This is a genomic window from Tissierella carlieri (genome assembly GCF_018917285.1).
Taxonomy (GTDB): domain Bacteria; phylum Bacillota; class Clostridia; order Tissierellales; family Tissierellaceae; genus Tissierella; species Tissierella carlieri.
In genome coordinates this window covers 61,542-88,135 of record NZ_JAHLOH010000016.1, presented here as the reverse complement: position 1 = coordinate 88,135, position 26,594 = coordinate 61,542, and the positions used below count along the sequence as shown (strand labels likewise).

Below are 26,594 nucleotides of genomic sequence, written 5' to 3'. Positions count from 1 at the left end.
AATGTGTTTTTCTAGCTGCTAAAGCAATGGTTAAATCTACATCTTTTAAGCAGTCATACCATATTTCAACTGTAGTCGTTTCTATCTCCTTTCTATTGGGATATGCTTTCCATAAATTACTATTAGCTTTAGTACTATTTTTCTGAACAGTTCTGCCATGTCACAGGTATTTCTTTTATCAATCCTTAGCATATAATCTATTTATTTAGCGATGTTTGTATTTTTTTAACATCCTTATCTGGTACCTGAGAATGAGATATAGAAAATATTCTTAATAGAATAACAGCCCCCCGTTAGATAAGTAAATAAATTAATCCAGGATTAAATTCCCTGGATTAATTTATTTATTCATTAAAGCTTTATTTAATTTATTTAGTGCTCTTGTTTCGATTCTTGACACATAAGATCTAGATATACCTAGCATGGCAGCAATTTCTCTTTGTGTCTTACAACTTCCATCTATCAAACCATATCTCAATTCAATAATTACTTTCTCTCTATCTTTTAAAACCTGATTTATTGCCTTATATAATTTTTTTATTTGTAATTTTAAATCTACTTCATCTAGTATTTCATCTACATCTGACCCTAAAATATCTAGTAAATTTATTTCATTGCCTTCTTTATCCATACCAATAGGTTCATGTAAGGATAACTCTACTTTAGTTTTTTTAGTCGATCTTATAGTCATTAGAATTTCATTTTCTATACATCTCGCAGCATATGTAGCTAATCTTGTGCCTTTAGCTGGATTATAAGTAGATATTGCTTTAATTAAACCTATTGTGCCAATAGAAATCAAATCTTCCGTCTCTTTTCCTGTATTACTATACTTTTTCACTATATGTGCAACTAGCCTTAGATTTCTTTCTATTAATATATTTCTTGCATTTTCATCTCCTTCTGAATAAAGTTTTAAATACTTTTCTTCATCTTCCCTAGATAGTGGCTTCGGAAACGAATTAGAATTTATCATATATCCACAGAGGATTACAAACGGCCTTAATACTATACTAAAAATTAATAGAATCGCATTTTTCATATATTATACCCTCCTTTAGTCATATATAAGTATATGTAAGGAGGTGCTAATCTTTGCAAGTCCTATTTATTTAACATGAAAATTTCTCTACTAATTCTTTCGAAAATAGGCGCTGCAGATATGGATCCTGAATTAGCTTCTTCAACTAACACAGTAATTGCATATCTTGGATTATCTCTAGGATAATATCCTGCGAACCAACCATGTATTGTTGGCTTACTTTTAAGCAGGCCTTCTGCAGAACCAGTTTTTCCTGCTGCTCCTCCTATATCATCTAATTTTATTGCTCTTGCAGTTCCCGAGTATACTACTTCTTCTAAAAATTCTTTAGCTATATTAGATAATTCTTCTGATAATATTCTTTTATCTTCCATTTTATTATAGTCTTTTATAATTTTGCCATCCTTTGTGGTTATACCTTGTACTATAGACATATCTTTTTGGACTCCTCCATTTGCAATCGTTAAAAGCATATTAGTAATCTGCAATGGTGTAGCTTCTATCTTTCCTTGACCTATTGAAATATTTCCTATGGCTGGCCCTAGTAACTCTTTTCCTTCTGGTAAAATCCCTTCTACCTCTTCAATAAGTCCAATATTAACCTTTTCACCAAATCCTAACCTTTTAGCCATTTCAATTACTTTTTTTGATCCTACTTTTTTCCCAATCTGTATAAAAACAGAATTACATGATTTCGCAAATCCATTCTTTAATGATATATCTCCATGAGTACTATTACAATTTATAGTTACGTTATTTATGCTTTCATAACCTTTGCAATAAAATTCTTGATTTATAATATCAGGTTCTTCTTCTAATGCAGCTAACAGTACTATTATTTTAAAAATAGAACCCGGTGGATAGGAGACTTGAACAGCTTTATTATATAGAGCCATATCTACTCTATTAAAGTATTCCTCCATATGCTCTTGATTAAAACTAGGCCTACTAGCTAATGCTAATATTTCACCTGTTTCTACATCAGCTACTATTACAGATCCTTTTATATCGCCCTCATCCAAAATATTTTCTACCAAGCTCTGAATATAATAATCAATTGTAAGCCTTACTCCTGCTGGCTCCTCTGGAGCTACAGAGCTATCTACATAATAAGAGCTCCCTAGAACCAATGATCTATTTTTATCGTATTCTATGAATAAAGATGATTTATCAGATTTATTTAAGAACTCATCATATACTTTCTCAATACCAGACTCTCCTCTATTTTCAGCTTTATTAATATATCCAATGACGTGAGAAAGTAAGTTTGTTTTTGAGTATCTATTTATAATATCAACTATAAAAATATTGTTAGCATTTTCAATATCGATTTTCCTTGTCAGAGGAATCTGAACCAATTTATTATTTGTATCTAAGATTTTATTTATTTCTATAGTAGATAACTCGGTATTTTCTTTTACCTTTTTTAATATCTCCTTATTATTTATAATAGCTTCCCTTGGAGCTACTAAAGTTTTTGTCACCTCTCTATTGGTTAACGGGATTAGATTTCTGTCATATATTGTCCCTCTTTTAGATCTTAAATTAATTTCTGTGCTTCTTTGTTTTAATCCTTGTAATTTAAGATCTCTATTATCATAGATCTGCAAATAATATAATCTTCCTAATAAACCTGCAAAGAGTAAGATGGATATAAAGTAATAAAATTTTATTCGCGAATAGATAGTATTTCTCTTATATCTAGACATAAAAAAACCTCCCTAGATAGTGTTTCCACTTTTAGGGAGATTAAACTTAATTATTAAGTATAGAATTAATCTTTGCAACTATTATATCTATGGCTACCTTATTATAGCCTCCTTCAGGAATTATGATATCCGCATATCTTTTAGTAGGTTCAATAAATTGAAGATGAGCTGGTCTTACTGTTTCCATATATTGTAGTATAACAGAATCGAGAGTTCGTCCCCTATCCTTAATATCTCTAAGTATACGTCTAATAACTCTAACATCAGAATCAGTATCTACAAATATTTTAATATCCAATAAGTTTCTTATTTCCTCTTCAAATAATAGCAAAATTCCTTCTAATATTATTATATCTTTAGGTTCTACAGTTATAGTTTCTTCTCTTCTTGTATGTCTTTCAAAATCATATATAGGTTTTTCTATAGATTTATTATTCATTAAATCCTTTAGATGTTGTATTAACAATTCATTATCAAATGCAAAGGGATGATCATAGTTAGTTTTTACCCTTTCCTCAAATGTTAGATTGCTTTGGTCCTTATAATAAGAGTCTTGTTCTATAACCGCAATTTTCTTTTCATGGATTGATTTAAAGATTTCTTTAGATACAGTTGATTTGCCAGAGCCTGTCCCTCCTGTTATCCCAATGAGTAATGGTCTTTTCATCTTCATTCCTCCCTCTCTTTTCTAATCATATCCATACTATTGACTGGTCTTGTCATAAGAATCTTAACAACCTGTTGTGGATGTGGGGCTACTTCTATTTCATTCCCTTCTTCATCCCACATTTTTTCGATAATCTGGGTAAAAAATTCTTTATTAGGCCCAAAGACTTCTATCTCTTCTCCTACAAACATCCTATTCCTTTGCTCTACTGTAGCAATTTTAGTTTCTTCATCGTAATTTAGTATAAGTCCAACAAAATCATATCCTCTAACATAGGAAGATGTACTATACACTTGAGCCTCATTAGTAGGTTTTCCAAGATAAAATCCTGTTGTAAAATCTCTATGACTAGCTTTTTTAATTTCCTTAAGCCATTTTTCATCAAATCTATAGTTATCTGGATTTTTATAATATTCATCTATCGCCATTCGATAAGCCCTAATAACCGTTGCCACATAATAGGAGCTCTTAACTCTTCCTTCTATCTTAAAACTCTTTATACCAGATTTAATTAGCTGGGGAATAAATTCTATCATACAAAGATCTTTAGAATTCATAATAAATGTTCCTTCTTCATCTTCAAATACTGGGAAGTATTCACCAGGCCTTTTTTCTTCTACAAGATTATATTTATATCTACATGGATGAGCACAATCTCCTCTATTAGCATCTCTGCCAGTCATATAATTACTAATTAAGCATCTACCAGAATATGACATACACATTGCACCATGAACAAACGCTTCTATCTCTAAATCCTTCGGAAGTTTAGTAGACATAGATTCTATTTCTTTAAATGATAACTCACGAGCTAATACTATTCGTCTTACTCCTAAGTTATACCAGAACATCATTGTTTCGTAGTTTGTTACAGATGCCTGGGTGCTTAGATGTATTGGTAATTCTGGAACCGTTCTTCTAATTACTGAAAACATTCCTGGGTCTGATACTATAACTGCATCAGCTTTTATTTCATAAAGCTTAGTTACATATTCTTCTAGACCTTCCATATCTTCATTGTGAGGTACTATATTTAAAGTAATATATACTTTCTTTCCTCTTTCATGAGCAAATCTTATACCCTCTTCTATTTCTTCTACAGAAAAATTCTTTGATGCTTTTCTAAGTCCAAAGCTATCTCCACCTAAGTAAACAGCATCTGCTCCATACATTATAGCCATCTTTAATTTCTCCAAATCTCCAGCTGGTGCTAATAGTTCTATTTTATCCAAGATATTACTCCTCTCTATATGTTATAGCTACCCCATCTCCTATTGGTATAATACTGGATGTATAGCCTTCAATTTCATTTATATATTGTAAAAACTGTCTCAATCTTTTTACTATGGTTTTCTTTCTCCTAATAACTAAAGTATCTGTGGCAACCATGCCTTTATAAAGTACATTATCTGATACTATGATTCCTCCTGGCTCTAAAAATTTAATGCATTTATTAAAAAAGTCCATATATTGACCCTTTGCAGCATCTAGAAATATAAAATCATATTTTTCATCTAAAATAAGAAGTTCTTCTTCCGCTTCCCCTTGTAGAATTTTAATCCTATCTTTATATATGGTCTTAGAGATATTTTCTTTTGCCAAATCTATCATATCGCTACGACGCTCTATGGTAGTTATATTACAATAGTTTCCCGTATATTCTGCCATCAAGAGAGCAGAGTAACCTATTGCTGTACCTACCTCCAAGATGTTTTTGGGATTCTTTAACTTTAACAAAACCTTCAAAAGCTGTGCTACTTCAGGCTGTACAATAGGAACATGATTTTCCTCTGCATATTTCTCCATAATTTTTAAATTAGTATTATTATCAGGTAATAAACTTCTTATATAATCTTCAATATATTCCTCATTTATTTGGTTCAAATTTTATCATCCCTTTTATTTCTTTGGTTTTGCTTTTAAATGTTCTTCATAGGTTTTAGTAAATGTGTGAGTACCATTACCTGTCAATACAAAAAATAAATAATCTACATCTGCTGGATTTACTGCTGCTATTAATGAAGATTCTCCTGGAGATGCTATTGGCGCTGGTGGAAGTCCTTCATGGATATAAGTGTTATATGGCGATTCTATCCTCGTATCTTCATTAGTTAGAACTTCTTTTCTCTCTCCTAAAATATACTGTACGGTAGCACAGGATTGTAGCATCATTCCCTTATGAATCCTATTATGAAATACCGCAGACATCAAAGGTCTTTCCTCATCTACCTTACCTTCTCTTTCTACTATAGATGCTAAAGTAATCGCCTCATTTAATGTTAAATTAAGCTCCTCAAGCTTTGGTTCTACATCTTTTCTATAAACCTTCTCAAATTCATCCAGCATCTTACCTATAATCTCTTCTTCTGTTGAATCAACATAGATTTCATAGGTGGATGGAAATAAAAATCCTTCAAGCCCTTGTTCATCATCTAATTCCTTTAAAAAAGTATATTTATCTTCAAAGTTTTTCTTGTCACTTACTAATTCAAGGAATCTATCCCTATCTACAATACCTTCATCTGATAACTTCTCAGCCATTTGTTTAAGTTCATACCCCTCTGGAATAGTAAATCTTACTGTATTTTGACTTTTGCCACCCTTTGTAAGGCTATCTATTATATTCTCAAGATTCATGCCAGTAGATAAATTGTACTCTCCTGCCCTTAGTTTACTGCCTACACCTTTAGCTTTTACCCGATACCTGAATATAAACTGATTTTTAATCAATCCATTCTCATATAAAATATCTGCTATTTTAATAGTTGAACTCGATGGAGGGATAATAATTTTTACATCAGAAGGGTTGTCAACCGCCATTGCTCCCAAACTTTCCTTATAATATTTTTGAGCAAAAAATGCTCCAAATATTATTGCAAATAATAATATTATTAATACAGAAAATTTCTTTGATTTAGCTTTCCTTCTGTTTTTTTTCATCTTGGTCTTTTCCAATTCCTTAACAACTCCTTTTTATAGTGAATAATTAATATAAGCAGGGTACCAAAATTATGATTTTCAACTTTGTGTACATCGCTTAGCTACTAACATTTGCCCCGTAGGGTACTGTTCAGTAGTCCTTTAGGGTTTGTTTATCTAGTGAATAACTAATAGCTAAAAGTCTCTGAATCTTTACTTAAAACTATTCATTTTTAACTCTTCACTATTCATTGGTTTTTAATATTCTTTTAAATTTGTTGCTTTATCATAAACTGATAAAATGATACTACCAAAAATAGCTACTGATAGTAGTTCTCCTCCACCTATCCCGAGTACAGTAACAAAATATGGAACCTTTGTGAAGTATGATACCCAAATAGATACAATTAATCCATTTATCACTACTGGAGGAATCATTCCTGTTATCTTATTCTTCATTTTAGACGTAATATATGCTGCAACAAGTGTTACCAAAGATCCACCTAGTATATCCACTAGTCCAAAGCCAGAATAAGGTGCTAATAATAAATTAGCCAATAAACATCCTACAAATATGCCAGGAACAGCTGCAGATTCCACCAATGGAAGTAAAGCCAAACCTTCTGCAACTCTAAGTTGTATAGGTCCAAATGTTAAATTAATAAATGGAACTGGCAACATCTGTATTAAAACTAAGACTATATATATTGCAGCTATTAAACTAGCTTTAGTTAAGTATTTTGTATTCATATTTACCTCCCTGTTTTTCACTCTTCACTGATTTGAAACTACAATTTCAATATAATTGGTAATATTATAGGTACAGCAGTTGTACATATTACTCCAGTGATAAATGCAATTATTGCAGTTTCAGGATCAGTAGAAGCGGATATTACTGGGAGCGACGTATCCATAGCCGTTGCTCCAGCCGTAGACAAGGATTCTATTTTTCCAACATATTTAGCTATAATAGGTATTAATATTAAAGCCATTATCTCTCTAAATACATTAGATAAAAATGCTAAGGCACTTAGTTCTATATAACCATCTGCAAGAAGCATAGTAGAACTTAATGTATACCATCCTAGGCCTGCCCCTACAGCACCAGCTTCATTTATTGGCATCTTAAGTAATAAACCTGCTAGCATACTTCCAATTATACTTCCTGCTATTATTGCTGCTGGCACTAATAGTATCCTTAAACCCATCTTTTTTATTTTTTGAAATACATCTTTTTGTTTCCCAATATCCATGCCTACAAAAAATAATAATACCATAAGTCCAATATCTATAATAATTCCAATACTTGATGAAATAGTAGCCGGTAAGAAAAAGTATCCCACACCAGTCCCTAATAAAACCGCTAAAAATATTTTAAGGCTCAATCTTATCACTCTCCAGTATTATAAACCTTCTAATCATTCTTACAAATATTATGCTAAAAGAAATAGTAAAAATAGATATTATTCCAGCTTTCAATCCTATAGAAAACAAATTAGATATAACTTCATTATTTATTCCAATTGTAACTCCCATTACAAACAATAAAAAAAGTAGACAGAGATTTTGAATTGTATTTATATTAGCTTGCAATTTTTCACTAACTTTATCCTTATATCCAATTACCCCCCCTAATATTAGTATTCCCAAATATAAAATTAATCTTAATCCCATATAATATACCCCCTTTATACAGTAAACAATTCACAATGCACAATTCGCCCTTATTATTATACCAAAATCCCTGGTATAAATCTATACCAGGGATTTTATTATACTTCCATAATTATTGGCAGTATCATTGGATTTCTTTTTATTTTACCATATAAATGATTTCTTAAGGTATCTCTAATATTAGATTTTAACGTTGCCCAATCAGTTATTTTCTTTTGTTCACAATCTTCAAGTACTGATTTTACTATGCTTCTAGCTTCTTCCATAAGATCCTCAGATTCTCTTACATATACGAAACCTCTAGAAATGATATCTGGTCCCGCTAAGATAGTTCCTTCTTTCTTACTTATGGTAACTACAATAACTATTAGACCATCTTCAGATAGATGCTTTCTATCCCTAAGAACTATATTTCCAACATCTCCAACACCTAATCCATCAACTAAAATATTTCCTGCTGATACACATCCATTTAATTCAGCAGAGTCCTTAGTAAATTCTATAACCCTTCCATTATCTAAAATAAATATATTCTCCTCTGGTAACCCTAGAGATTCTGCTATTTCTGCATGTTTCTTTAAATGTCTATATTCGCCATGAACAGGTATAAAATATTTCGGTTTAACTAAAGTGTGTATCAATTTCAACTCTTCTTGACATGCATGACCAGAAACGTGAACATCTGCCAATGCTTCAAATATAACCTTTGTTCCATTTTCCACTAAATTATTTATCACCTTTGAAACTGTTTTTTCATTACCTGGTATTGGTGTAGCAGATATTATTACTAAATCCTCAGGTTGAATTTGTATTTTCTTGTGTTCTCCTGCTGCAATTCTAGATAATGCAGACATAGGCTCTCCTTGACTTCCAGTAGTAATAATCGTTATCTCATTGCTTGGATATTTATTCATATCATTAATATCTATTAAAGTACCTTCCTGAATGTGTAGATAACCTAATTCAAGAGCTACTCCAATAGTGTTAGTCATTGATCTACCAGATAAAACTACTTTCCTATTATTTTGCTCCGCAGCATTTATTATTTGTTGAATCCTATGAACATTAGAAGCAAAAGTTGCAACTATTATTCTATGCTTATGATTCATAAATATATCCCTAAAAGTATTTCCTACAGTCCTTTCACTCATAGTGTAGCCTGGTCTCTCTGCATTGGTACTGTCAGCCATTAGAACTAATACTCCTTTATTTCCTAACTCAGCAAAACGATTTAAATCTATGACGTCTCCATCTATTGGCGTATAGTCTATCTTAAAATCACCAGTATGAACAATAGTACCTACTGGACTATGAATTGCTAAAGCCGCACTATCTGGTATGCTATGACCCGTTTTAATAAATTCAATATCGAGAATTCCTAATTGTATAGTTTCTCCATGTCTTACAACATTTAATTTTACATTTTCTAATTTATGCTCTTTTAGCTTGGTTTCTACCAATCCTAAAGTCAACTTAGTTCCATAAATAGGCAAGTTTAACTTTGCTAATACATATGGAAGAGCACCTATATGGTCTTCATGTCCATGAGTTAACACTATACCTCTTATTTTCTCTCTATTTTTTAATAAATAGGTTATGTCTGGAATAACTACATCAATTCCCAGCATTTCATCTTCAGGAAAAGTCATCCCACAGTCTATCAATATAATATCGTCTTTATATTCAATAACTGTAATGTTTTTTCCTACTTCTCCTAAACCCCCTAATGGAATAATTTTAATTTTATTTGGTTTTCGCACCGAATCACTCCTCTTTTTCGTCTTATTTTTCCCATTTTTTCAGTTTATAATCTTTTAAAATAAATATTCGCTCAAAAAATAAATCCCTATCGGGATTTATTTTTTACACTCACTACAATATCCATAGAATTTTACATTATGATCCACTATAGTAAATTGCCCCTCACTTTCGATTTCCTCTTCTAAGGCTTCCAATAGATCAAGCTTCACCTCTGTAACTTTTCCACAATTTAAACAAATCAAATGATGATGGTGATGATTTTCCGAACCTACGCTTAGCTCATATCTGCTGCATCCATCATCAAAATTTAATTTGTAAACTATGTTGAGCTTTTCAAACAATTGTAAGGTTCTATATACAGTGGCAATACCTAAATCTGGGTATTCCTTTTTCACAATATTATATACCTCATCACAGCTTAGATGCTCTTCATGGTTATCTACTATAGTCTTTAATATAGCTCTTCTTTGAGTTGTAAGTTTATATCCTTCTTTTTGAAGTTTCCCTTTAATTATATTAATATCCATTTTTTCACCCGATTATAATACTAAGTTTACAATACTACTATTTTCCATATTTGTCAACTACTGAAGATTTTCTCTTTGCATTTCTTCATAAGCTTCTATTGCATCTTCTAACTCTTCATCATCGTCTATACCAACTAAAAGTAATTCTCCCTCTTCATCTCTTTCCATTCTCAAGATATAAGTAGGACTTTCTATATCATTTGCCGGCATTAGTGCTGCATAATCTTCATCATCTAATCCAAAAGTAGCCAAAATAACAAACTCTTGTTCTTTGCCCAATTCATCTAATAAAACAATTCTTTCATTCATTACAATATCCTCCCTTTCCTATCTAAATATGTCTGTAAAATAAATGTAGCTGCAACCTTATCTATTACTGTTTTTCTCTTATCTCTTCTAACCTCTCCTGATATAAGCATTTTTTCAGCCGCCTGAGTCGTCAATCTCTCGTCTTCATATATAATTTCTACTTTATATTTATTTTTAAGTTTATCTGCAAATTTAATAGTTTTTTCTCCTTGAGGCCCTAATGTTCCATTCATATTCTTAGGCAAGCCTACTACTACTTTTTTAATACCATATTCATTAATAATTTCTTCTAAGGCTTTATAATCTTTTTCCTTAGATTCTCTTTTAATAGTCGTTATTCCTTGAGCCGTCATCTGTAATAAATCAGATATGGCAACACCAATTGTCTTATCTCCTACATCTAATCCCATTATTCTTTCCATTATTCACTCCTATATTAAATTACTTTTATACAAAACTCAGGGCAGACCTTTGCGCAATATCCACATAAAACACATTTTTCATTTGGGGTAGCCACTCCATTTATCAATTCTATTCCATGCTGTTTACACCTTCTAACACAATTGCCACAACCCAAACAGTAGTCTGCAACTATCAATTTTCTTTTTTTATTTACCAATTTATCTTTCAAATCTTCGGGCATACATCCCTTTTCTAATAAATTAATATTAGCATCTATTTCATCCCTTGATTGCATTCCAATAGCAATAGAATGTATAGTGGAAATAGATTTTACAAAATTAAAGGCATCTTCTACTTCTCTTATTAAATGTCCTCCTCCTAAAGGTTTCATAGCATAAATACCTTTTCCCATTTGATGTATTTCTTCAATTACCTTTAACATCTCTTCTACTGTTCCATCTTGTATACCAATACCATATTTATTAATTATAGGATGGATTATTTCTATTTCTTTTACTTCCCTTGCCGCTAATGCCCCTTCAATTCGATGGGTAGATAACCCTATGCTTCTAATTTTTCCCTGTTCCTTTGCCTTTAAAAAATATTCTATTGCTTCAAAATGGCCTCGTACTGTATGAATGCTTTCTTGCTCATGTAATAGAAATATATCAATATAATCCGTATTCAATTCCTTCAAAGCAAGTTCCAAGCTATTCTTTGCCATTTCTTTCGTATATGCATAAGTCTTTGTAGCTATGTTATAATCTTCTCTTTTTATACCCTTTAGAGCAGCTCTTATATACTCATAATTTTCGTATATCTCCGCTGTATCAATAAAATTAATTCCTTTATCATAAGCATATTCTATAAGATATGCTCCTTCCTTAACAGTTAACCCTGCTTGAAAAGGAGTCATTGTAAGAGAACCAAAACAAAGTCTTGATACCTCAACATCTGTTCTTCCTAATTTAATTCTGTCCATTTTTTCACCTTATTCTACAAATTCTAGATATAGTCCTGTGGTTATTAAATTCATACATATAGCTGCAAGGATTACTCCAGAATCATTAAGTAAAAAACCTCCTATAGTCCCTGATAATCCTGCTATGGCAGCAGTTAAAGTTTTATTGTTCTTTTTCTTAAAATAAAATATCGACGTATGTAAAATCATATGTAATAATAATATATATGTCCAAAAAGAGTTACCTATCAATTTAATATTCATAAGTAGTTTTCTAAATATTATTTTATTTAAATAACTTAGTCCATTGTTTTTAGTAAGTAATATTGTATTACCTAAATGTGTAGTGTTTCTATTGAATTTTATATCAATAAATCCCATAATAGAAATAAGTAATATAATTGATATTACCATAAAAAATACCCTTTTTAAATTCAGAACTTTATCTTTGTTAAAAATTTCCACAACATAAAAAACCGTAGCAACTATAAATGCCATGGTACCCCCAACATTAGCCCCATAATGAGGATGTCCTACCAATATAACTGATATTCCCAATAAAAATAAAGGTATTAGGCTCTTATCATTTCTTTTGGAAATTCCTATTGAAAATATAGTTATAGAACCTAAAAACAACCCAACCATTTCATTACCTATTCCATAATATCTTGCCCCAATTGTAGGATCGTGGGATAACACTGAAAATTTACTAATACTGCCTCTTGAAATCAAATCTAATATTATTATAACAATAGAAATACTTACAATATTAATAATTTGATTACTACTTTTCCTAGTCACCCATAACACAATCAATGATAGTAACATTAAAGTAAAAAGAATCAATATAAAACTATAGATCCTTCTTGGTTTAAATATTGAAACTAGAATAAATATATTTGGAAAAACTAGTATCATTGCAAATAATACCTTAGTAATATCTTTTGTCTTTCCTGATAACCTTATTTTTGCAATAAGAAAAATAATCGCTAAAGATAATATAATCATAGAGAAAATTCCATAATAATATAAGGTATTATATCTTACTTTAGATGTAGTATTTATCTGTTGGCTGTATTCTATTATATCCTTAAGATTTATATCATTCTTCCTAATGGACTTAATTTGGCTACCTGACATGTTATCCATAGGTGCTTTTAAAAAACTCATAATAGTAGGCCCTATATCCATATTGGCAACTATTCCTGCTCTTTCAGTAGTTGCAGAAGTTAGTATTCCTTTTCCAATACCATTTCCCCAAATTATTATGGGAGATAATTTATTATCATCAACATTTATATCTCCACTATTGGGACTTGTAATAATCAATAAGGATTTATCGTATTTCAATATGGTGATTAATTCTCCAATAAAACTATCTATATCTAATAAGATTCTCTCTCGGATGTTCTTAGACTCATCTTCTGATAAAAAGTCACTATATCTATATATCCTATCTAAATCACCTGTATCTCCTACAATAAGATTTGCAGAACTATTTTTTATCTCGCTTAAAAGTTTTTTATAATCAGTTTTTATTGTAAAGGGATAATCATTGTCTTCTATCGTTATATTATCTATATTGCCATAATCAACCAACCCTCTGGAGTCCATTGGAATCAATGCGGCAGTCTTTAAAGGCATATTTATCAAATCGCCATTACCATAAATCGCTGTCTTTAATCCCACACTATGGAGGTTATCTCCTATAGCACCAATATAAGGCGAAAATTTATTATTTTTATTTAACTTAATCAATCTACTAAAAGATTTATTAACTATGGAGCCATTTAGTTCTCTAGGTAGAAAATCGATGCTAGCATAATTACAAGATGACTTTCTTGAAGAGTTAATTGTAAGAAAGCTTTCTGCACCAGTATATCCTGATACACCCCTAGTATTCATCAATCCGATACTGCCATCTTCAATTATTTTTTTTAGATTTTCCATGGATTCTATATCTTTTAGAGTTAGTTTATTTATGACTATTAGATATACCCTTGAATTATCTTCAATTCCGTAAGATAAATTTGGTATCAGTAATATAAGTAATAGAAAAAGCGATAAAATCCTTATTACTTTCAAGTTAATTCTCCTTATTCTACTTCCTATTCTTTAAATAAGATTTAAGAAGCTCCTCTAACAGCTCATCTCTCTCTATACGACATATAGTAGATCTGGCATTGTTGTGACTAGTAATATATGTTGGATCTCCCGATAGTATATATCCAATTATCTGATTAATCGGATCATAACCCTTCTCCTCTAAAGAGGAAAACACTGAAAATATTATTTCTTCTACAGAATCAATATTTTCTTTTGGTGGTTCAAATTTCATAGTTTCATTAAATTTATTATTCACAAAAACACCCCCTAATATACTAATATTATATCATATATTTGCAATGTATAATAACAAAAGCTTATAAAAAAATTAATATAGAATTTTTCTACCTCCTATAGATTATAAGAAATAAATATTAGCTAGTAGCTAATATTTATTCCCTTTATTATATTATTTTATTTGTTTTTTAATTAAATCTGGAACAACTGAGAGAGCTTCATCTGCTTTAGTGATGTCCTTTCCACCAGCTTGAGCCATATCTGGCCTTCCACCGCCTCCACCGCCAGTTCTCATAGCTACTTCTTTTATTATGTTTCCGGCATGGATACCCTTTTCAACAATATCCTTAGTCACCATCCCCACAAAAGAAAGTTTATCTTCTTTTACACTAGCAAGTACTACAACACCTGAACCTAGACGATTTCTTATTTCATCACCTAAGTTTCTTAAACTATTCATATCTAAATTATCCACCTTATAAGTAATTAAGGATACTCCTTCTATAATTACTTTAGATGATAATATTTCATCAGCAATAGAAGATGCCATCTTTGATTTGAGACTTTCTATTTCTCTTTCTTTTTCTTTTATTTCTTCAGCTAAAGTTTTAACTTTTTCTAACAAATTGCTTTTATTTGTCTTTAATATATTAGATAATTGCTCTATATTCTCTTCCATGTGATTCATATACTCATATACACCTTCACCGGTTATTGCCTCTATCCTTCTAACTCCAGATGCAATACTTGATTCAGAAAGTATCTTAAATAAGCCGATATTTCCTGTGTTTAAAACATGAGTTCCACCACATAATTCCCTAGAGTATTCACCCATTTTTAACACTCTAACTTCATCCTTATATTTATCTTCAAATAATCCTACTACTCCCATTTCTTGTGCATTCTTAAGAGAAGTCTCTATAGTAACTACCTCTAAAGCTTCCAGAATCTTAGAATTAACAATTTCTTCAATTTTCTTTAATTCTTCAGGCGTTACAGCTTCAAAATGAGTAAAGTCAAATCTTAATCTATTTGGCATAACAACTGATCCTGCTTGGTTAACATGCTCTCCTAATATATCTTTCAAAGCCCTATGAAGAAGATGAGTTGCAGAGTGATTTCTTCTAATAGAATTTCTTCTATTATCATCTACATCAGCTATTACTCTATCACCAACTTTCGCCACTCCATCAACAATTCTTACTATATGAATTAGATGGTCTCCTTTGGAATGCTTAGTATCTAGAACTATAGCTTTGAAATCAGGACTTTCAATAATTCCAGTATCTCCTACCTGCCCACCAGATTCTCCATAGAATGGTGATTCATTTAATATAATAATACCTTCTTCTTCGGCATTTAATTCCTTTACCTTTTGATTATTACTAAATAATCCTGTTATTTCAGCTACAATATTAGTTTTTTCATATCCTCTGAAAATAGTATCTAAGCCTTTAAAAATATCTTGGTCACTCCCTGTAGACCAACCACTATCGCCTTCATCCCTAGCTTTTCTAGCCCTATTTCTTTGTTCTTCCATATTTATATTAAATTCTTCCTCGTCTACCTTTAAGTTTTTTTCCTCAAGGATTTCTTTCGTTAAATCTAAAGGAAATCCATAAGTATCATATAATTTAAATGCTTTTTCTCCACTTAAAATAGTCTCATTACTTAATTTCATTTCATTTATATATTCTTCTAAAATGGATATTCCTTGATGAATAGTTTCTTGGAACTTATCCTCTTCTGCCTTTATTATCTTTTTAATCTGATCTTCTCTTGTTTTCAACTCAGAATATTCTATTTGCCATGAATTAATTACAACATCAACGACTTGGCTCAAGAATGCTTCTTCTATACCTAGAAGTTTACCATGTCTTGCTGCTCTACGAATTAGTCTTCTTAATACATATCCTCTTCCTTCATTACTAGGCAACACTCCATCAGATACCAAAAAGGTCATAGCCCTACTATGATCAGTAATTACTCTTATAGAAATATCTTTTTTAGGATCATTACCATAGATAATTTTAGCGATTTCTTCTACTTTTCTTCTAATTTCTTTAACTGCTTCAGTATCAAATATAGTTTTAGTTCCTTCCATTACACACGTGATTCTTTCAAGTCCCATGCCTGTATCTATATTTGGGTTTGGCAGTGGATGATATACTCCATTTTCATCTTTGTCAAATTGAGTAAATACCAAGTTCCAAACTTCAATAAATCTATCACATTCACATCCTGGTTTGCAATTTTGGGATCCACATCCATGTTTTTCTCCCCTATCAACATATATCTCTGAACAAGGACCTGATGGCCCAACTTCCAATTCCCAGAAGTTATCTTCCTTCCCTAACCTTACGATTCTCTCACTTGGTACTCCAACCTCTTTATTCCATATTTCGAAAGCTTCATCGTCCTCCAAATATATTGTCACCCATAAATCTTCTTTATCTATTTCCATTCTTTCCGTAAGGAATTCCCAAGCCCAAGCTGTAGCCTCTTTTTTAAAATAATCTCCAAAAGAGAAGTTTCCTAACATTTCAAAAAATGTGGCATGTCTATCCGTTTTACCTACATTGTCAATATCACCTGTTCTAATACATTTCTGACATGTTGCCATTCTTTTATTAGGCGGAGTTTGCTCTCCTGTAAAATATTTCTTTAATGGTGCCATTCCCGCTCCAATTAAAAGTAATGATTTATCATTTTGAGGCACAAGTGAAAAACTAGGTGCAACTAAATGTTCCTTTTCCCTAAAAAAGTCAAAAAACTCTTTTCTTATCTCATGTAATCCAATCTTTTTCATTATATACACCTCTCCATTTAAGATTATCTTTAACTTCAAATAATTTCGAAGCTAATAAGGTTTTTATCCGTTGTATGAATTGCAAAAAATCGTCCCTAGTAGAGGGACGAGATTCTCTCTTATGATATATTTGGATTATAATTTAATATTCCCGATTTGTCAATAATTAGACTTTAAAAGTGAAGATAAACCAGAAATGCTTTCTTAATAATATGAATTTTCCGAATTTATAGTAAGTTAATATCTATAAATAAAAGTACTTGTAAAGCGGATTTTTTTATCCACTTTTACAAGCACCTTTATCAAATAAGCCTTTATATTTCATCTAATTTAAAAGGATACTTTATTTACAGATACCAGTAAATAGATTGAAATATAAATAATTATCTCTATTTCATTTTTTGATTAATACTCACTAATTTATATATCTAAAAGTTGTATTAGCTGTACTTGGACTATATCCAGTCAATGATGTTTCTATGAGGATTCCATAATTTCCTATAAGAGAATTAGCATTTGCAGTTATTGTAAACTGTACCTCCCCGCTAGCATTAGTGGTCTTAGCAGCACTCACTTTAGAATTGTCTGGAGATGTTAAGGTAAGTTTAGTTGTAGCTCCTTGCAATGGTTGACCATCTTTATTTGTTACCTTTACTGTAACATTTACAATCTCAGATCTATAATAAGAAGTTTTATCTGTCATTACACTTGTTCTTGTTTCCGTATTTGGTGCTGGATTTCCACTTATGGCTTGAACTGCTGCATAAGCGTCCACTATTCCATAACCATATTCTGTACTATTCCCTGCATATTGAGCAGTATTTCTCAATACACTTCTGATTTCTGATACAGAGGCATTTCTATTAACCGATCTCATAAGACCTGCTACTCCAGCCACATGAGGAGATGCCATAGAAGTTCCTGAATTAGTTTGATATTGATTTCCAGGAATTGTACTATATATATTCACCCCTGGTGCCATAAGCTCTAAGCCTGTCCCATAATTCGAGAAAGATGCTCTTCTTCTGTTTGAATCAACTGCACCTACTGCTATAACACTATCATATGCCGCAGGATATGATATACTTGAAGCATATTCATTTCCAGATGCTGCTACTACAACTACACCTCTTGATACAGCTGTTCTACAAGCATCATCAAAGCTTTGCAAATATCCGCCGCCGCCTAAAGACATATTTATTACATCTGCCTGTATGTTTGCTGCGTGCAATACACCTTGAACGATTCCGTAGGTTGATCCTCTTCCATCATCTCCTAAGACCTTTACCGGAATTAATGTTGCATTTTTCATTACGCCTGAAACACTGCCATAGCTTGCTATTGTTCCCGATACATGAGTTCCATGTCCTTGTCTATCCATAGTATCTGTTGAGGAGCCACCTGAAAAGTTTCTGCCTAAATTTCTATCAACAAAGTCTCTTAGACTTTGATGATTATGATCTATTCCTGTATCTAATACAGCTATTTTTACTCCGCTACTCCCTGAAGTTATATTCCAAGCACTAGGAGCCTTAATCATTTCATAATGCCATCTTTGATTATTATGCATTTGAAGCCCTATTTCGTCTTCAAGTATATCTCCATCTATTTCTATAGCATAATCATCCAAAGTATATTCATCCAAGGCATATACCATATAATTTGGCTCAATATATCTAACCTTTATGCCAGACTCTTCTAAAGTTTTTTCTAATTCTTTAATAGCGTCTTCTTGGCTTCTATATTCCTTTGAGTAACTTACTAAATACACATATCCCATATCTTTAACAATCTGTTCTCTAAAGTCCTCATCTAAGTCATTAAGTTTGATTTTATCATTATCAATGGAAGAGATAAGAGAATCTTTAATAATAAAATCCTTATCTTTGAATATTGAAACATGTTTAGCAATAATATCCCCAGTATTTTGCAGAGAATAATCACTTCCATTTTCAACTGATACTATTAACTCCCCTGATATTGTCTGTATCTCATCACTTCTTAATCTAAAAATATTTTCCTCCTCTGCTACAGCAGTTATACTCATAGATACAATTAATGTTAATACCATCAGTAAACTTAATATCCTTTTCATCACTAATCCCCCTTTGTTTTATCTTACGTTTTCTCTATATTTAGCTATTTGATATATTGATATACGTCAGGTCTTTGTTAACATAATATCCCCCCTATTCAAAAACAACCTTAAAACCTCTCAAAACTTTATAAATATACATATTAACTTATAAAAACTAATCTGTTCTTATAAATTTTGCAAGTTTTTGAAAATATCGGTTTTAAGGCTGTTATTCATTTTATTTATGTTTTAGTTTTTAAGTGCTATTTGTTTAAAAATTCTGTAAATTCTGATTACAATAAAATTTCTAAATCACCTGAATGTATTTCTATTACGTCGTCCTTACCTTTTTGTGCAACAGTTTTATAGTTGTTTTTAAATGGAATAAAATTTAATAAAGATGATAGGATAATACAGATAATTAAAATTGGCATTAATCTTTTTTTCATAATTTTCCCTCTCTTTACATATTTTTTTATTACTTATATAATATATGTAATTAATATGAAATTCAATCCGATTTAAATCGGTATTTTTTTAAGGAGGTGACTTTTTGTACTATAATTTAGAATCATTTAGTGAAGAAATAAGAAATATAAGGAAGAATCTAAACCTTACCCAGAAAGATATATCATTTCTATCAGGAGTTAATGTAGATACCTTGAGCAAAATCGAAAACGGAAAAGTAATACCAAAGCAGGAAACGTTGGATATTTTATCCATGGTATTAAAAAAAGATTTAAATACTATATTACTAAAATATAGATTTAATAACTATTCGAAGTTTCATCAGTTAAAGAATTCAATTGAAAAAATAATTGAAAATGGAAGTTTTATTGAGTTAAAAAATCAATTGGATAATCTAAATGCAATTATCGATAAAGATGATATGAATTCTTATTTTTCCAGATTAACAAAGCAACTTTATTTCTTGGTCAAAGCTATTTTTCTTAAAGTCAGTTGTAATGATTATGATAAAGCATTATTATATTTAATAGAATCTATAAAAATAACTTCTCCTAATTTCTCTCTAATAGAATATAATAATTTTGTTTACAATAACACAGAAATCCGAATTCTCATGAACATAGCACTTATCTTAAATAAAAAAGAATCCATAAACAAATGTCTTGAATTATTACAGTTTTGCCATAAAAACTTAGAATCAGATGATTGGGAGCTTAATATTAGAGTAGTTTACAATCTATCATATACTTATCATAGACTATTTCTCCACGATAATGCTTTGCATTTTGCAAATTTAGGTATAAAAACATGCATAGAAAATCGAAGCCTTTATTGTTTAGCTCTTCTATATACTAGAAAAGGTATTGCAGAACACTTGCTAAATTATGATAATTATATAAACAGCCTTGAGAAAGCAAAACATTTGTATGAAATATCAGATCAAAATGAATTAAAAAGTAAATTTAAAAATGCTTGTAAAGAACATTATAACATAGATATAGACTAACTATATTCTATGAATGATAATATAAATCCATAATCTAATTAAGTTTTTCTCTGTCTATATTTAGTATCTTAAGAAATAAGAATGGGAAAAGACACCGCTTTCCTATTAGAAATAAAAATACTATTATAAGGGAATTGATTTTCTCCCTTTATAATAGTACTTAAAGTTTTATGATATATTTTGATTATAGTTAATATTCTAGATTTGTAAATAACTAGAACCTCTAATTCTGCACTCTTGGTGGTTTCCTAAATTTTTTACTTACAAATCTAAACAAAATTATAAAGATAGCAACTACTGGCACTGCTAAAATCATTCCCAATACTCCAAATACCCCTCCTCCAATTATTATGGAGATAAGTATTATCAATGGATGAATTCCTGTTGTTTCTCCTATCACCTTAGGTGCAAGGATGTTATTCTCAGCCCATTGAATAAAAACAAATAATGCAGCTACCCATATTGCTTTTAAAGGACTAATTAAATAAGCAAAAAATACAGCTGGTAAAAATCCTAAAAAAGGACCTATGTAAGGTATAATATCAGCAATTCCAGTTATAAAGCCAATGACAATGGCAAAATCAATTCCCATAATAAGTAGAACTATAGAGGTTGCAATACCTACATATGCGGCCATGATTATTTTTCCCCTGACAAATTTGGATAAAGAATCATCTATTTCACGAAATAATGCTATGGAATCTTTTCTATATTTTTTAGGAATAAATCCCATCATCCTATCCTTAAAATAATTTTTATCTACTAAAAAATAAAATGTTAAAATAGGTGTTAATATCAGACTAACAAACTTTGAAAACGTATTGAGTATTCCACCAATAAAGTTTTTAAGTGCATTCATAACCATATGCTCTATTCCAACAATATTTTCCATAACAACTTGTTGGACTCCTTGAAACATCGGAGGTAAATCACCTAAAGTAGAATAATACTTGTTATAGAGCTCGTCTATTAATGCTGAGGCCTTTTCTAAATATATAGGCATATCCACTACAAGTCTTTTTATCTCAGTAGTTGACTTTGGTATTACTAAAAATGCTAAAATTAGAAACATAGCCACTATTCCTAGATATAATAGAAAAACTCCTCTTAATCTATTTATATTTTTCTTTTCTAAATAATTTATTATTGGATTAAAAAGATACGCCAAAATTGCAGAAAATATAATAGTATAGAATGTCTCCGATAATATTGTATATTTTTTAAATAGATTAAAAAGCAAAAACAAAAAAACTAATCCTATAATAATAGGTAAAAGCTTTTTATCATTAATCCTAATCTTTTTCCTGTCTGAGACAAAATTGTTTCCTATGTTAATAAGATAATATATAACTAACACTAGTAATATAATAGAAAGCGACCAAATCAATTTAATAAAAAAACTTGGTGGATTCATAGTTTATCTCCCCTTTGAATTCGTGAAAAGGCAGCAAGTGCTGCCTAGTCCCAAAAAGAATTCATCCCATCTCTTAAATTAGTTCTTACTTTTCTAGCAGTTCTCATCATTTTCTTTTTATTTAAAGGTGTCATTTTTGAGGTAATAATAATACCTAATGATGTTCCTATAACCGTTCCCCAAAATGCCCCATTTTTATACTTATTATTAAACAATATATCCATCTCCTTTTTCTAATCTATATAATATATATTGTCACTAAAAGGAGATAATAATTCTGTTAGTATTATCTAATATTAGAATTTTTTAGAAAAATAAATGGTTTTATAATTCCTCTAAATCGTGGTTATGATGGTCATCATCGTCAAAATTTACATCATCTAATCCTTCAATATGAACATTATTCTTTTTTGAATAATCTAATAGAGCTGATTTTATAGCTTGTTCTGCTAACACCGAACAATGCATCTTTACTGGCGGTAGTCCATCAAGGGCCTCTGCAACGGCCCTATTAGTCAATTGCATGGCTTCTTCAATTGTTTTCCCTTTAATCAACTCTGTAGCCATACTAGAAGATGCAATAGCAGACCCGCATCCAAATGTCTTAAATTTAACATCTTCAATAACTCCATTTTCTATTTTAAGATACATTTTCATTATATCTCCACACTTAGCATTACCAACTTCACCTACGCCATCTGCGTCTAATATTTCTCCAACATTTCTCGGATTTTGAAAATGATCCATTACCTTTTCTGAGTACATCTATTTTTCCTCCTTTATTTTTTCGTATAGTGGTGACATTCTTCTTAGTCTATCTACTATTTTAATAAGTTTTTCTACTACATAATCTAATTCTTCTTCGGTATTAAAATCTCCTAGTGATAGTCTTAAAGAACCGTGGGCAATCTCGTGTGGCAGACCGATAGCTAATAAAACATGAGAAGGATCTAATGACCCAGAAGTACAAGCTGAGCCACTTGAACCAGCAATTCCTTCCATATCTAGACTAAGCAGCAAAGATTCTCCTTCAATAAATTGAAAACACATATTTACATTTCCAGGTAATCTATAGGTTGGATGTCCATTTAATCTCACATAAGGAATATTTAATTGTATCTTCTCGATTAAACTATCTCTTAATCTAATTAATTTATCATTATGCTCATCCAAGTTTTCATAAGCTAATTCAATCGCTTTTCCCATTCCAACTATACCTGGCACATTTTCAGTTCCTGCTCTTCTATTTCTTTCTTGTCCTCCACCAGATATAAGGGGATCAATTTTTACCCCTTGTCTAATATATAAAGCACCTATTCCTTTTGGACCATAAAACTTGTGAGCTGACAGAGATAAAAGGTCTATATTCAATTCCTTAACATTTATGTCAATATGTCCAATTGCTTGAACAGCATCTGTATGAAAATATATCTTATTTTCTTTTGCTATTTCTCCGATTTCTTTAATTGGCTGTATAGTTCCTATTTCATTGTTTGCAAACATGATTGATATAAGTATTGTTTTATCAGTTATTGCATTTTTAAGATTTTCTAAATTAATTAAGCCATATTTATCTACATCTAAATAAGTGACTTCAAATCCATTTTTCTGTAAGTATTCACAGGTGTGTAATATTCCATGATGTTCAATTCTAGTAGTTATTATATGATTGCCTTTATCTTTATTACCAAATGCAATACCTTTGATAGCCCAGTTATCAGCTTCAGAACCTCCCCCAGTAAAAAATATTTCCCTTTTATCTGCATGAAGAACCTTTGCTACCTTCTCTCTTGCACTTTCTACAGCTCTTTTAGATATATTACCTAGAGAATAAACAGATGATGGATTTCCATATTTCTCAGTAAAATATGGCATCATTTCTTCTAATACTTCTTTTTTTACTGGAGTTGTAGCTGCATTATCCATATATATATATTTTCCCATAGACTCATCCTCCTAAGTTTACTGTTTTCTATTTAATTTATTCTCATCATCCACCATATCTTGTAATGTGATGGAATCAATTACTTCATCAATGCTGTCTTTTATCTTAACCCAAACTAATTTAGTTACACATTTATCTTCCTTGGAGCATTCAAATTCATCACCCATAACACACTCAGATGGGGCCATATTCCCTTCAAGAGCTCTCAATATATTTCCTACTGTAATTTCACTTGGCTCCTTCGACAACATATACCCACCTTGAGCACCTCTTACACTATTTAATAATCCTTCTTTTTTTAGAATAGAAAATAATTGCTCTAAATAATTCTCTGATAAATTTTGTTCATCTGCAATTTGTTTTAGAGATATAGGGCCATCACCATGATATAAAGCTAGCTGAAACATTGCCTTTAAGCCATATCTTCCTCTTGTAGATAATTTCATTTTTTCACCTCTTTTAATCCCAACTGTTCCGCTTGGTTTTCATTAATAAGTATATTATACCCTAGTGTTTTTGTCAACATTCATATTTTATAAAATTAGACAAAAAAAGAAGAGCCATTCAGCTCTTCTCTACGGTGCTGGATTACATGGAGAACATTCTAAATCCCCAATTTGAGGTGGGAAAAATTCTGGGAATGGCGCACATTCTAAGAAATCTTCACATATATCTTGTGGACTAAATTCTTCACATGGAGGTGGTGGCGGACAATATCCAAACGTTGGTATTAAGAGTTGTACAGTACCTACTACCTTAATTATAATAAATACCCCAGCTGTAAAAATTAAGTTATCTCCAGTTTGTACTGGTGGTAGTAAAACTTCAGAGCTCGTTTCAACGACTATCCTAAAGTCGAACTCATCTCTGGCATCTGGAATATATAATATTATATCTTTAAATATGTCTGGTAGAAAACCTTCTGCTATTATGTTCCCATTGCAGTCTAGAATCTGGAAAGGTATCCTTATTGTAAATCTCACTCTTCTAAAATTAGGAATATCAGTATCTGTAACTATTAATGTATTAGGTACTATAAATCCAGGTCTAAACCTTATTCTTTCGAATTTCTTCTCACATATTTCTACTTCGATCTCAGGAAAACATTCTCTTTGTTGGCAACTTGCGAATACTTTGTCAACAATAATACAATCACAATCTAACTCCTGACTTATTTGATTAATATTAAATTCAGCCATGCTTTTCACTCCTTTTATTTAATAAATTCATATTCACTAACATATTATGTATAGATATAGTAATGTGCTACTAAATAATTTATGGAGGTGAATTAAATGTTTAATTTAAATATTAATATTGTTATTAATTCTAATAGAGAGATATTTATATTTCAATTGGGAGATGATAGAGATATTATCTATAGTGTTTTTGATTCATCCTTAATAGCTTTAAATTCTAATAGCCTATATGATAAAAATATATTAAATTACTCTGTTCTTATTGATGAAAATGATATAATACATCTCGTTGCATTAATAAATAATGGAGAATTGAACTATTATAAATATATAGAAGGGAAATGGTCAAAATCTACTATCGCAAAATTTGATATAAAATCAAACATATATAATCAAATAGAAATTTTAATGATTAAAGATAAGCTCCATATAATTTATGATTATTCTAATTTAATAAATTCCAATGTTTGGACTATTCAGCATGTAATCTATGGCACTGAAGAAAAACATAATGCAATTAGATATGTTTCAAAAAGAACTCCAGATCCTTTCATTATAGATGTAGATAAACAAGGTACTATTCATTTATTATATAGAAATAATATAAATAATCCTCAAATATATCATGTCTTTTATAGTCATTATACTAAAACATGGAGTTCTCTGTCTAAACAGATATCTTCGGATAGCAGTAATAATTGGTTGCCTTTTCTATTCATAGATTCTCAAGATAACTTACATGGATTGTGGATAGAAGAAGTAAATAATAATTATCAAGTGAAATATCTAAGAATGAATTCTAGCGGAAAAGAAAAGTATATATGGAAGGATATAAAGCTTCCATATATACCATTATCAAAATATCCGCCAATAATCTTTGAAGAAAATAATAAACTAAAATTAATATCTTTATATAATAATAATATTGATCTACTCTATTCTTCTGACTATGGCAACTCTTGGTTAAAAGAAGAAAATAGTGAGACTCTACGCCAGAATACAATATTGGCTAAAGTCAGGTCAAATATAGACAAAATCAATTATATTTATTGTAATATTTATGATAATCTTAAATTTTATTTTCTAGATTCCTTCTCATATATAGAGTCTCCAAAAACTTCTGAAACTTCATCATTAGAATTAGAAAACAAAGAAATCATTTCAGAACCTTCTGAAATAAAACCTGATATTTTAAATGGATTAGAAAATAAAATTGAATCTATATTAGAAAATTATGATTTTATACACCCTATTTTAAATCAATTGCTAACTAATCAAAAAAGCATGGAGGATAAACTAGACAATCTACAAAAATCTATTAACTCAAAAAAATCTTCTTTCTTAAATAGATTTATAAATTAA

Annotated in this window: 27 protein-coding genes; 2 read left to right on the top strand and 25 right to left on the bottom strand. The window is 30.5% G+C overall.

Features of this window, described 5'->3' with window-relative positions; all coding sequences use genetic code 11:
* Positions 1 to 340 precede the first annotated feature (340 nt).
* From sigK to KQI38_RS02800, 19 genes are all read right to left on the bottom strand, one after another.
* Positions 341 to 1,042: an RNA polymerase sporulation sigma factor SigK gene (gene sigK, locus KQI38_RS02890; RefSeq protein ID WP_216555512.1), complete on the bottom strand. Its 702-nt coding sequence runs from the start codon at positions 1,040 to 1,042 to the stop codon at positions 341 to 343.
* A gap of 62 nt (positions 1,043 to 1,104) precedes the next feature.
* Positions 1,105 to 2,751, bottom strand: coding sequence for a peptidoglycan D,D-transpeptidase FtsI family protein (locus tag KQI38_RS02885; RefSeq protein ID WP_216555510.1), 1,647 nt, complete (start codon positions 2,749 to 2,751; stop codon positions 1,105 to 1,107).
* A 46-nt stretch (positions 2,752 to 2,797) separates the two neighbouring features.
* Positions 2,798 to 3,418, bottom strand: a complete 621-nt coding sequence (gene udk, locus KQI38_RS02880) for a uridine kinase (RefSeq protein ID WP_094900218.1) — start codon at positions 3,416 to 3,418, stop codon at positions 2,798 to 2,800.
* Between the two features lie 2 nt (positions 3,419 to 3,420).
* A complete protein-coding gene (locus tag KQI38_RS02875) occupies positions 3,421 to 4,650 on the bottom strand; it encodes a peptidase U32 family protein (RefSeq protein WP_216555508.1) in 1,230 nt (409 codons plus the stop codon).
* Positions 4,651 to 4,654: 4 nt separating this feature from the next.
* The gene (locus KQI38_RS02870; RefSeq protein WP_216555506.1) at positions 4,655 to 5,302 is read right to left on the bottom strand and encodes an O-methyltransferase; all 648 of its coding nucleotides are present in this window, start codon (positions 5,300 to 5,302) and stop codon (positions 4,655 to 4,657) included.
* A gap of 15 nt (positions 5,303 to 5,317) precedes the next feature.
* A complete protein-coding gene (gene mltG, locus KQI38_RS02865; RefSeq protein ID WP_216555503.1) occupies positions 5,318 to 6,358 on the bottom strand; it encodes an endolytic transglycosylase MltG in 1,041 nt (346 codons plus the stop codon).
* A 237-nt stretch (positions 6,359 to 6,595) separates the two neighbouring features.
* A complete protein-coding gene (locus tag KQI38_RS02860) occupies positions 6,596 to 7,087 on the bottom strand; it encodes a QueT transporter family protein (RefSeq protein WP_216555500.1) in 492 nt (163 codons plus the stop codon).
* Between the two features lie 38 nt (positions 7,088 to 7,125).
* Positions 7,126 to 7,722 (bottom strand): LysO family transporter, encoded by a 597-nt coding sequence (locus tag KQI38_RS02855; RefSeq protein WP_216555497.1) that lies wholly within the window; start codon positions 7,720 to 7,722, stop codon positions 7,126 to 7,128.
* Entirely contained in the window at positions 7,712 to 8,011 is a 300-nt protein-coding gene (locus tag KQI38_RS02850; RefSeq protein ID WP_216555494.1) for a LysO family transporter, read from the bottom strand. Before KQI38_RS02850 ends, KQI38_RS02855 begins: the two co-directional genes overlap by 11 nt.
* A gap of 98 nt (positions 8,012 to 8,109) precedes the next feature.
* Entirely contained in the window at positions 8,110 to 9,771 is a 1,662-nt protein-coding gene (locus tag KQI38_RS02845) for a ribonuclease J (RefSeq protein ID WP_216555493.1), read from the bottom strand.
* A gap of 96 nt (positions 9,772 to 9,867) precedes the next feature.
* Positions 9,868 to 10,299 carry a Fur family transcriptional regulator gene (locus KQI38_RS02840; RefSeq protein ID WP_094900211.1) on the bottom strand — a complete coding sequence of 144 codons (432 nt, stop codon included), beginning with the start codon at positions 10,297 to 10,299 and terminating at the stop codon, positions 9,868 to 9,870.
* A gap of 57 nt (positions 10,300 to 10,356) precedes the next feature.
* Positions 10,357 to 10,608, bottom strand: a complete 252-nt coding sequence (locus KQI38_RS02835) for a DUF1292 domain-containing protein (protein WP_094900210.1) — start codon at positions 10,606 to 10,608, stop codon at positions 10,357 to 10,359.
* Positions 10,608 to 11,030, bottom strand: coding sequence for a Holliday junction resolvase RuvX (gene ruvX, locus KQI38_RS02830; protein WP_094900209.1), 423 nt, complete (start codon positions 11,028 to 11,030; stop codon positions 10,608 to 10,610). The genes KQI38_RS02835 and ruvX overlap by 1 nt, the downstream gene beginning before the upstream one ends.
* Before the next feature lie 14 nt (positions 11,031 to 11,044).
* A complete protein-coding gene (locus KQI38_RS02825) occupies positions 11,045 to 11,992 on the bottom strand; it encodes an aldo/keto reductase (RefSeq protein ID WP_216555492.1) in 948 nt (315 codons plus the stop codon).
* 9 nt (positions 11,993 to 12,001) lie between these two features.
* Positions 12,002 to 14,056 carry a hypothetical protein gene (locus KQI38_RS02820; RefSeq protein WP_216555490.1) on the bottom strand — a complete coding sequence of 685 codons (2,055 nt, stop codon included), beginning with the start codon at positions 14,054 to 14,056 and terminating at the stop codon, positions 12,002 to 12,004.
* 16 nt (positions 14,057 to 14,072) lie between these two features.
* The gene (locus KQI38_RS02815; RefSeq protein ID WP_094900206.1) at positions 14,073 to 14,333 is read right to left on the bottom strand and encodes an IreB family regulatory phosphoprotein; all 261 of its coding nucleotides are present in this window, start codon (positions 14,331 to 14,333) and stop codon (positions 14,073 to 14,075) included.
* A gap of 153 nt (positions 14,334 to 14,486) precedes the next feature.
* On the bottom strand, positions 14,487 to 17,123 hold the full coding sequence (alaS, locus tag KQI38_RS02810; protein WP_216555488.1) for an alanine--tRNA ligase: 2,637 nt from the start codon (positions 17,121 to 17,123) through the stop codon (positions 14,487 to 14,489).
* Between the two features lie 415 nt (positions 17,124 to 17,538).
* Positions 17,539 to 19,218 (bottom strand): S8 family serine peptidase, encoded by a 1,680-nt coding sequence (locus KQI38_RS02805; protein WP_216555479.1) that lies wholly within the window; start codon positions 19,216 to 19,218, stop codon positions 17,539 to 17,541.
* A 275-nt stretch (positions 19,219 to 19,493) separates the two neighbouring features.
* On the bottom strand, positions 19,494 to 19,649 hold the full coding sequence (locus KQI38_RS02800) for a hypothetical protein (protein ID WP_158220043.1): 156 nt from the start codon (positions 19,647 to 19,649) through the stop codon (positions 19,494 to 19,496).
* A gap of 104 nt (positions 19,650 to 19,753) precedes the next feature.
* Between KQI38_RS02800 and KQI38_RS02795 the strand changes: the two genes are divergently transcribed.
* Positions 19,754 to 20,674 (top strand): helix-turn-helix domain-containing protein, encoded by a 921-nt coding sequence (locus KQI38_RS02795; protein ID WP_216555470.1) that lies wholly within the window; start codon positions 19,754 to 19,756, stop codon positions 20,672 to 20,674.
* A 223-nt stretch (positions 20,675 to 20,897) separates the two neighbouring features.
* On the opposite strand, the gene KQI38_RS02790 is transcribed toward KQI38_RS02795, so the two are convergent.
* The 6 genes from KQI38_RS02790 to KQI38_RS02765 form a co-directional block, all read right to left on the bottom strand.
* A complete protein-coding gene (locus tag KQI38_RS02790) occupies positions 20,898 to 22,088 on the bottom strand; it encodes an AI-2E family transporter (protein ID WP_216555468.1) in 1,191 nt (396 codons plus the stop codon).
* Positions 22,089 to 22,132: 44 nt separating this feature from the next.
* Positions 22,133 to 22,303 carry a hypothetical protein gene (locus KQI38_RS02785; RefSeq protein ID WP_216555465.1) on the bottom strand — a complete coding sequence of 57 codons (171 nt, stop codon included), beginning with the start codon at positions 22,301 to 22,303 and terminating at the stop codon, positions 22,133 to 22,135.
* A gap of 109 nt (positions 22,304 to 22,412) precedes the next feature.
* Positions 22,413 to 22,853 carry a Fe-S cluster assembly scaffold protein NifU gene (nifU, locus tag KQI38_RS02780; RefSeq protein WP_094900201.1) on the bottom strand — a complete coding sequence of 147 codons (441 nt, stop codon included), beginning with the start codon at positions 22,851 to 22,853 and terminating at the stop codon, positions 22,413 to 22,415.
* On the bottom strand, positions 22,854 to 24,032 hold the full coding sequence (nifS, locus tag KQI38_RS02775; RefSeq protein ID WP_216555463.1) for a cysteine desulfurase NifS: 1,179 nt from the start codon (positions 24,030 to 24,032) through the stop codon (positions 22,854 to 22,856).
* Positions 24,033 to 24,050: 18 nt separating this feature from the next.
* On the bottom strand, positions 24,051 to 24,479 hold the full coding sequence (locus tag KQI38_RS02770) for an RrF2 family transcriptional regulator (protein ID WP_216555458.1): 429 nt from the start codon (positions 24,477 to 24,479) through the stop codon (positions 24,051 to 24,053).
* A gap of 129 nt (positions 24,480 to 24,608) precedes the next feature.
* Positions 24,609 to 25,232 carry a hypothetical protein gene (locus KQI38_RS02765; protein ID WP_216555455.1) on the bottom strand — a complete coding sequence of 208 codons (624 nt, stop codon included), beginning with the start codon at positions 25,230 to 25,232 and terminating at the stop codon, positions 24,609 to 24,611.
* 96 nt (positions 25,233 to 25,328) lie between these two features.
* Between KQI38_RS02765 and KQI38_RS02760 the strand changes: the two genes are divergently transcribed.
* On the top strand, positions 25,329 to 26,594 hold the full coding sequence (locus tag KQI38_RS02760; protein ID WP_216555452.1) for a hypothetical protein: 1,266 nt from the start codon (positions 25,329 to 25,331) through the stop codon (positions 26,592 to 26,594).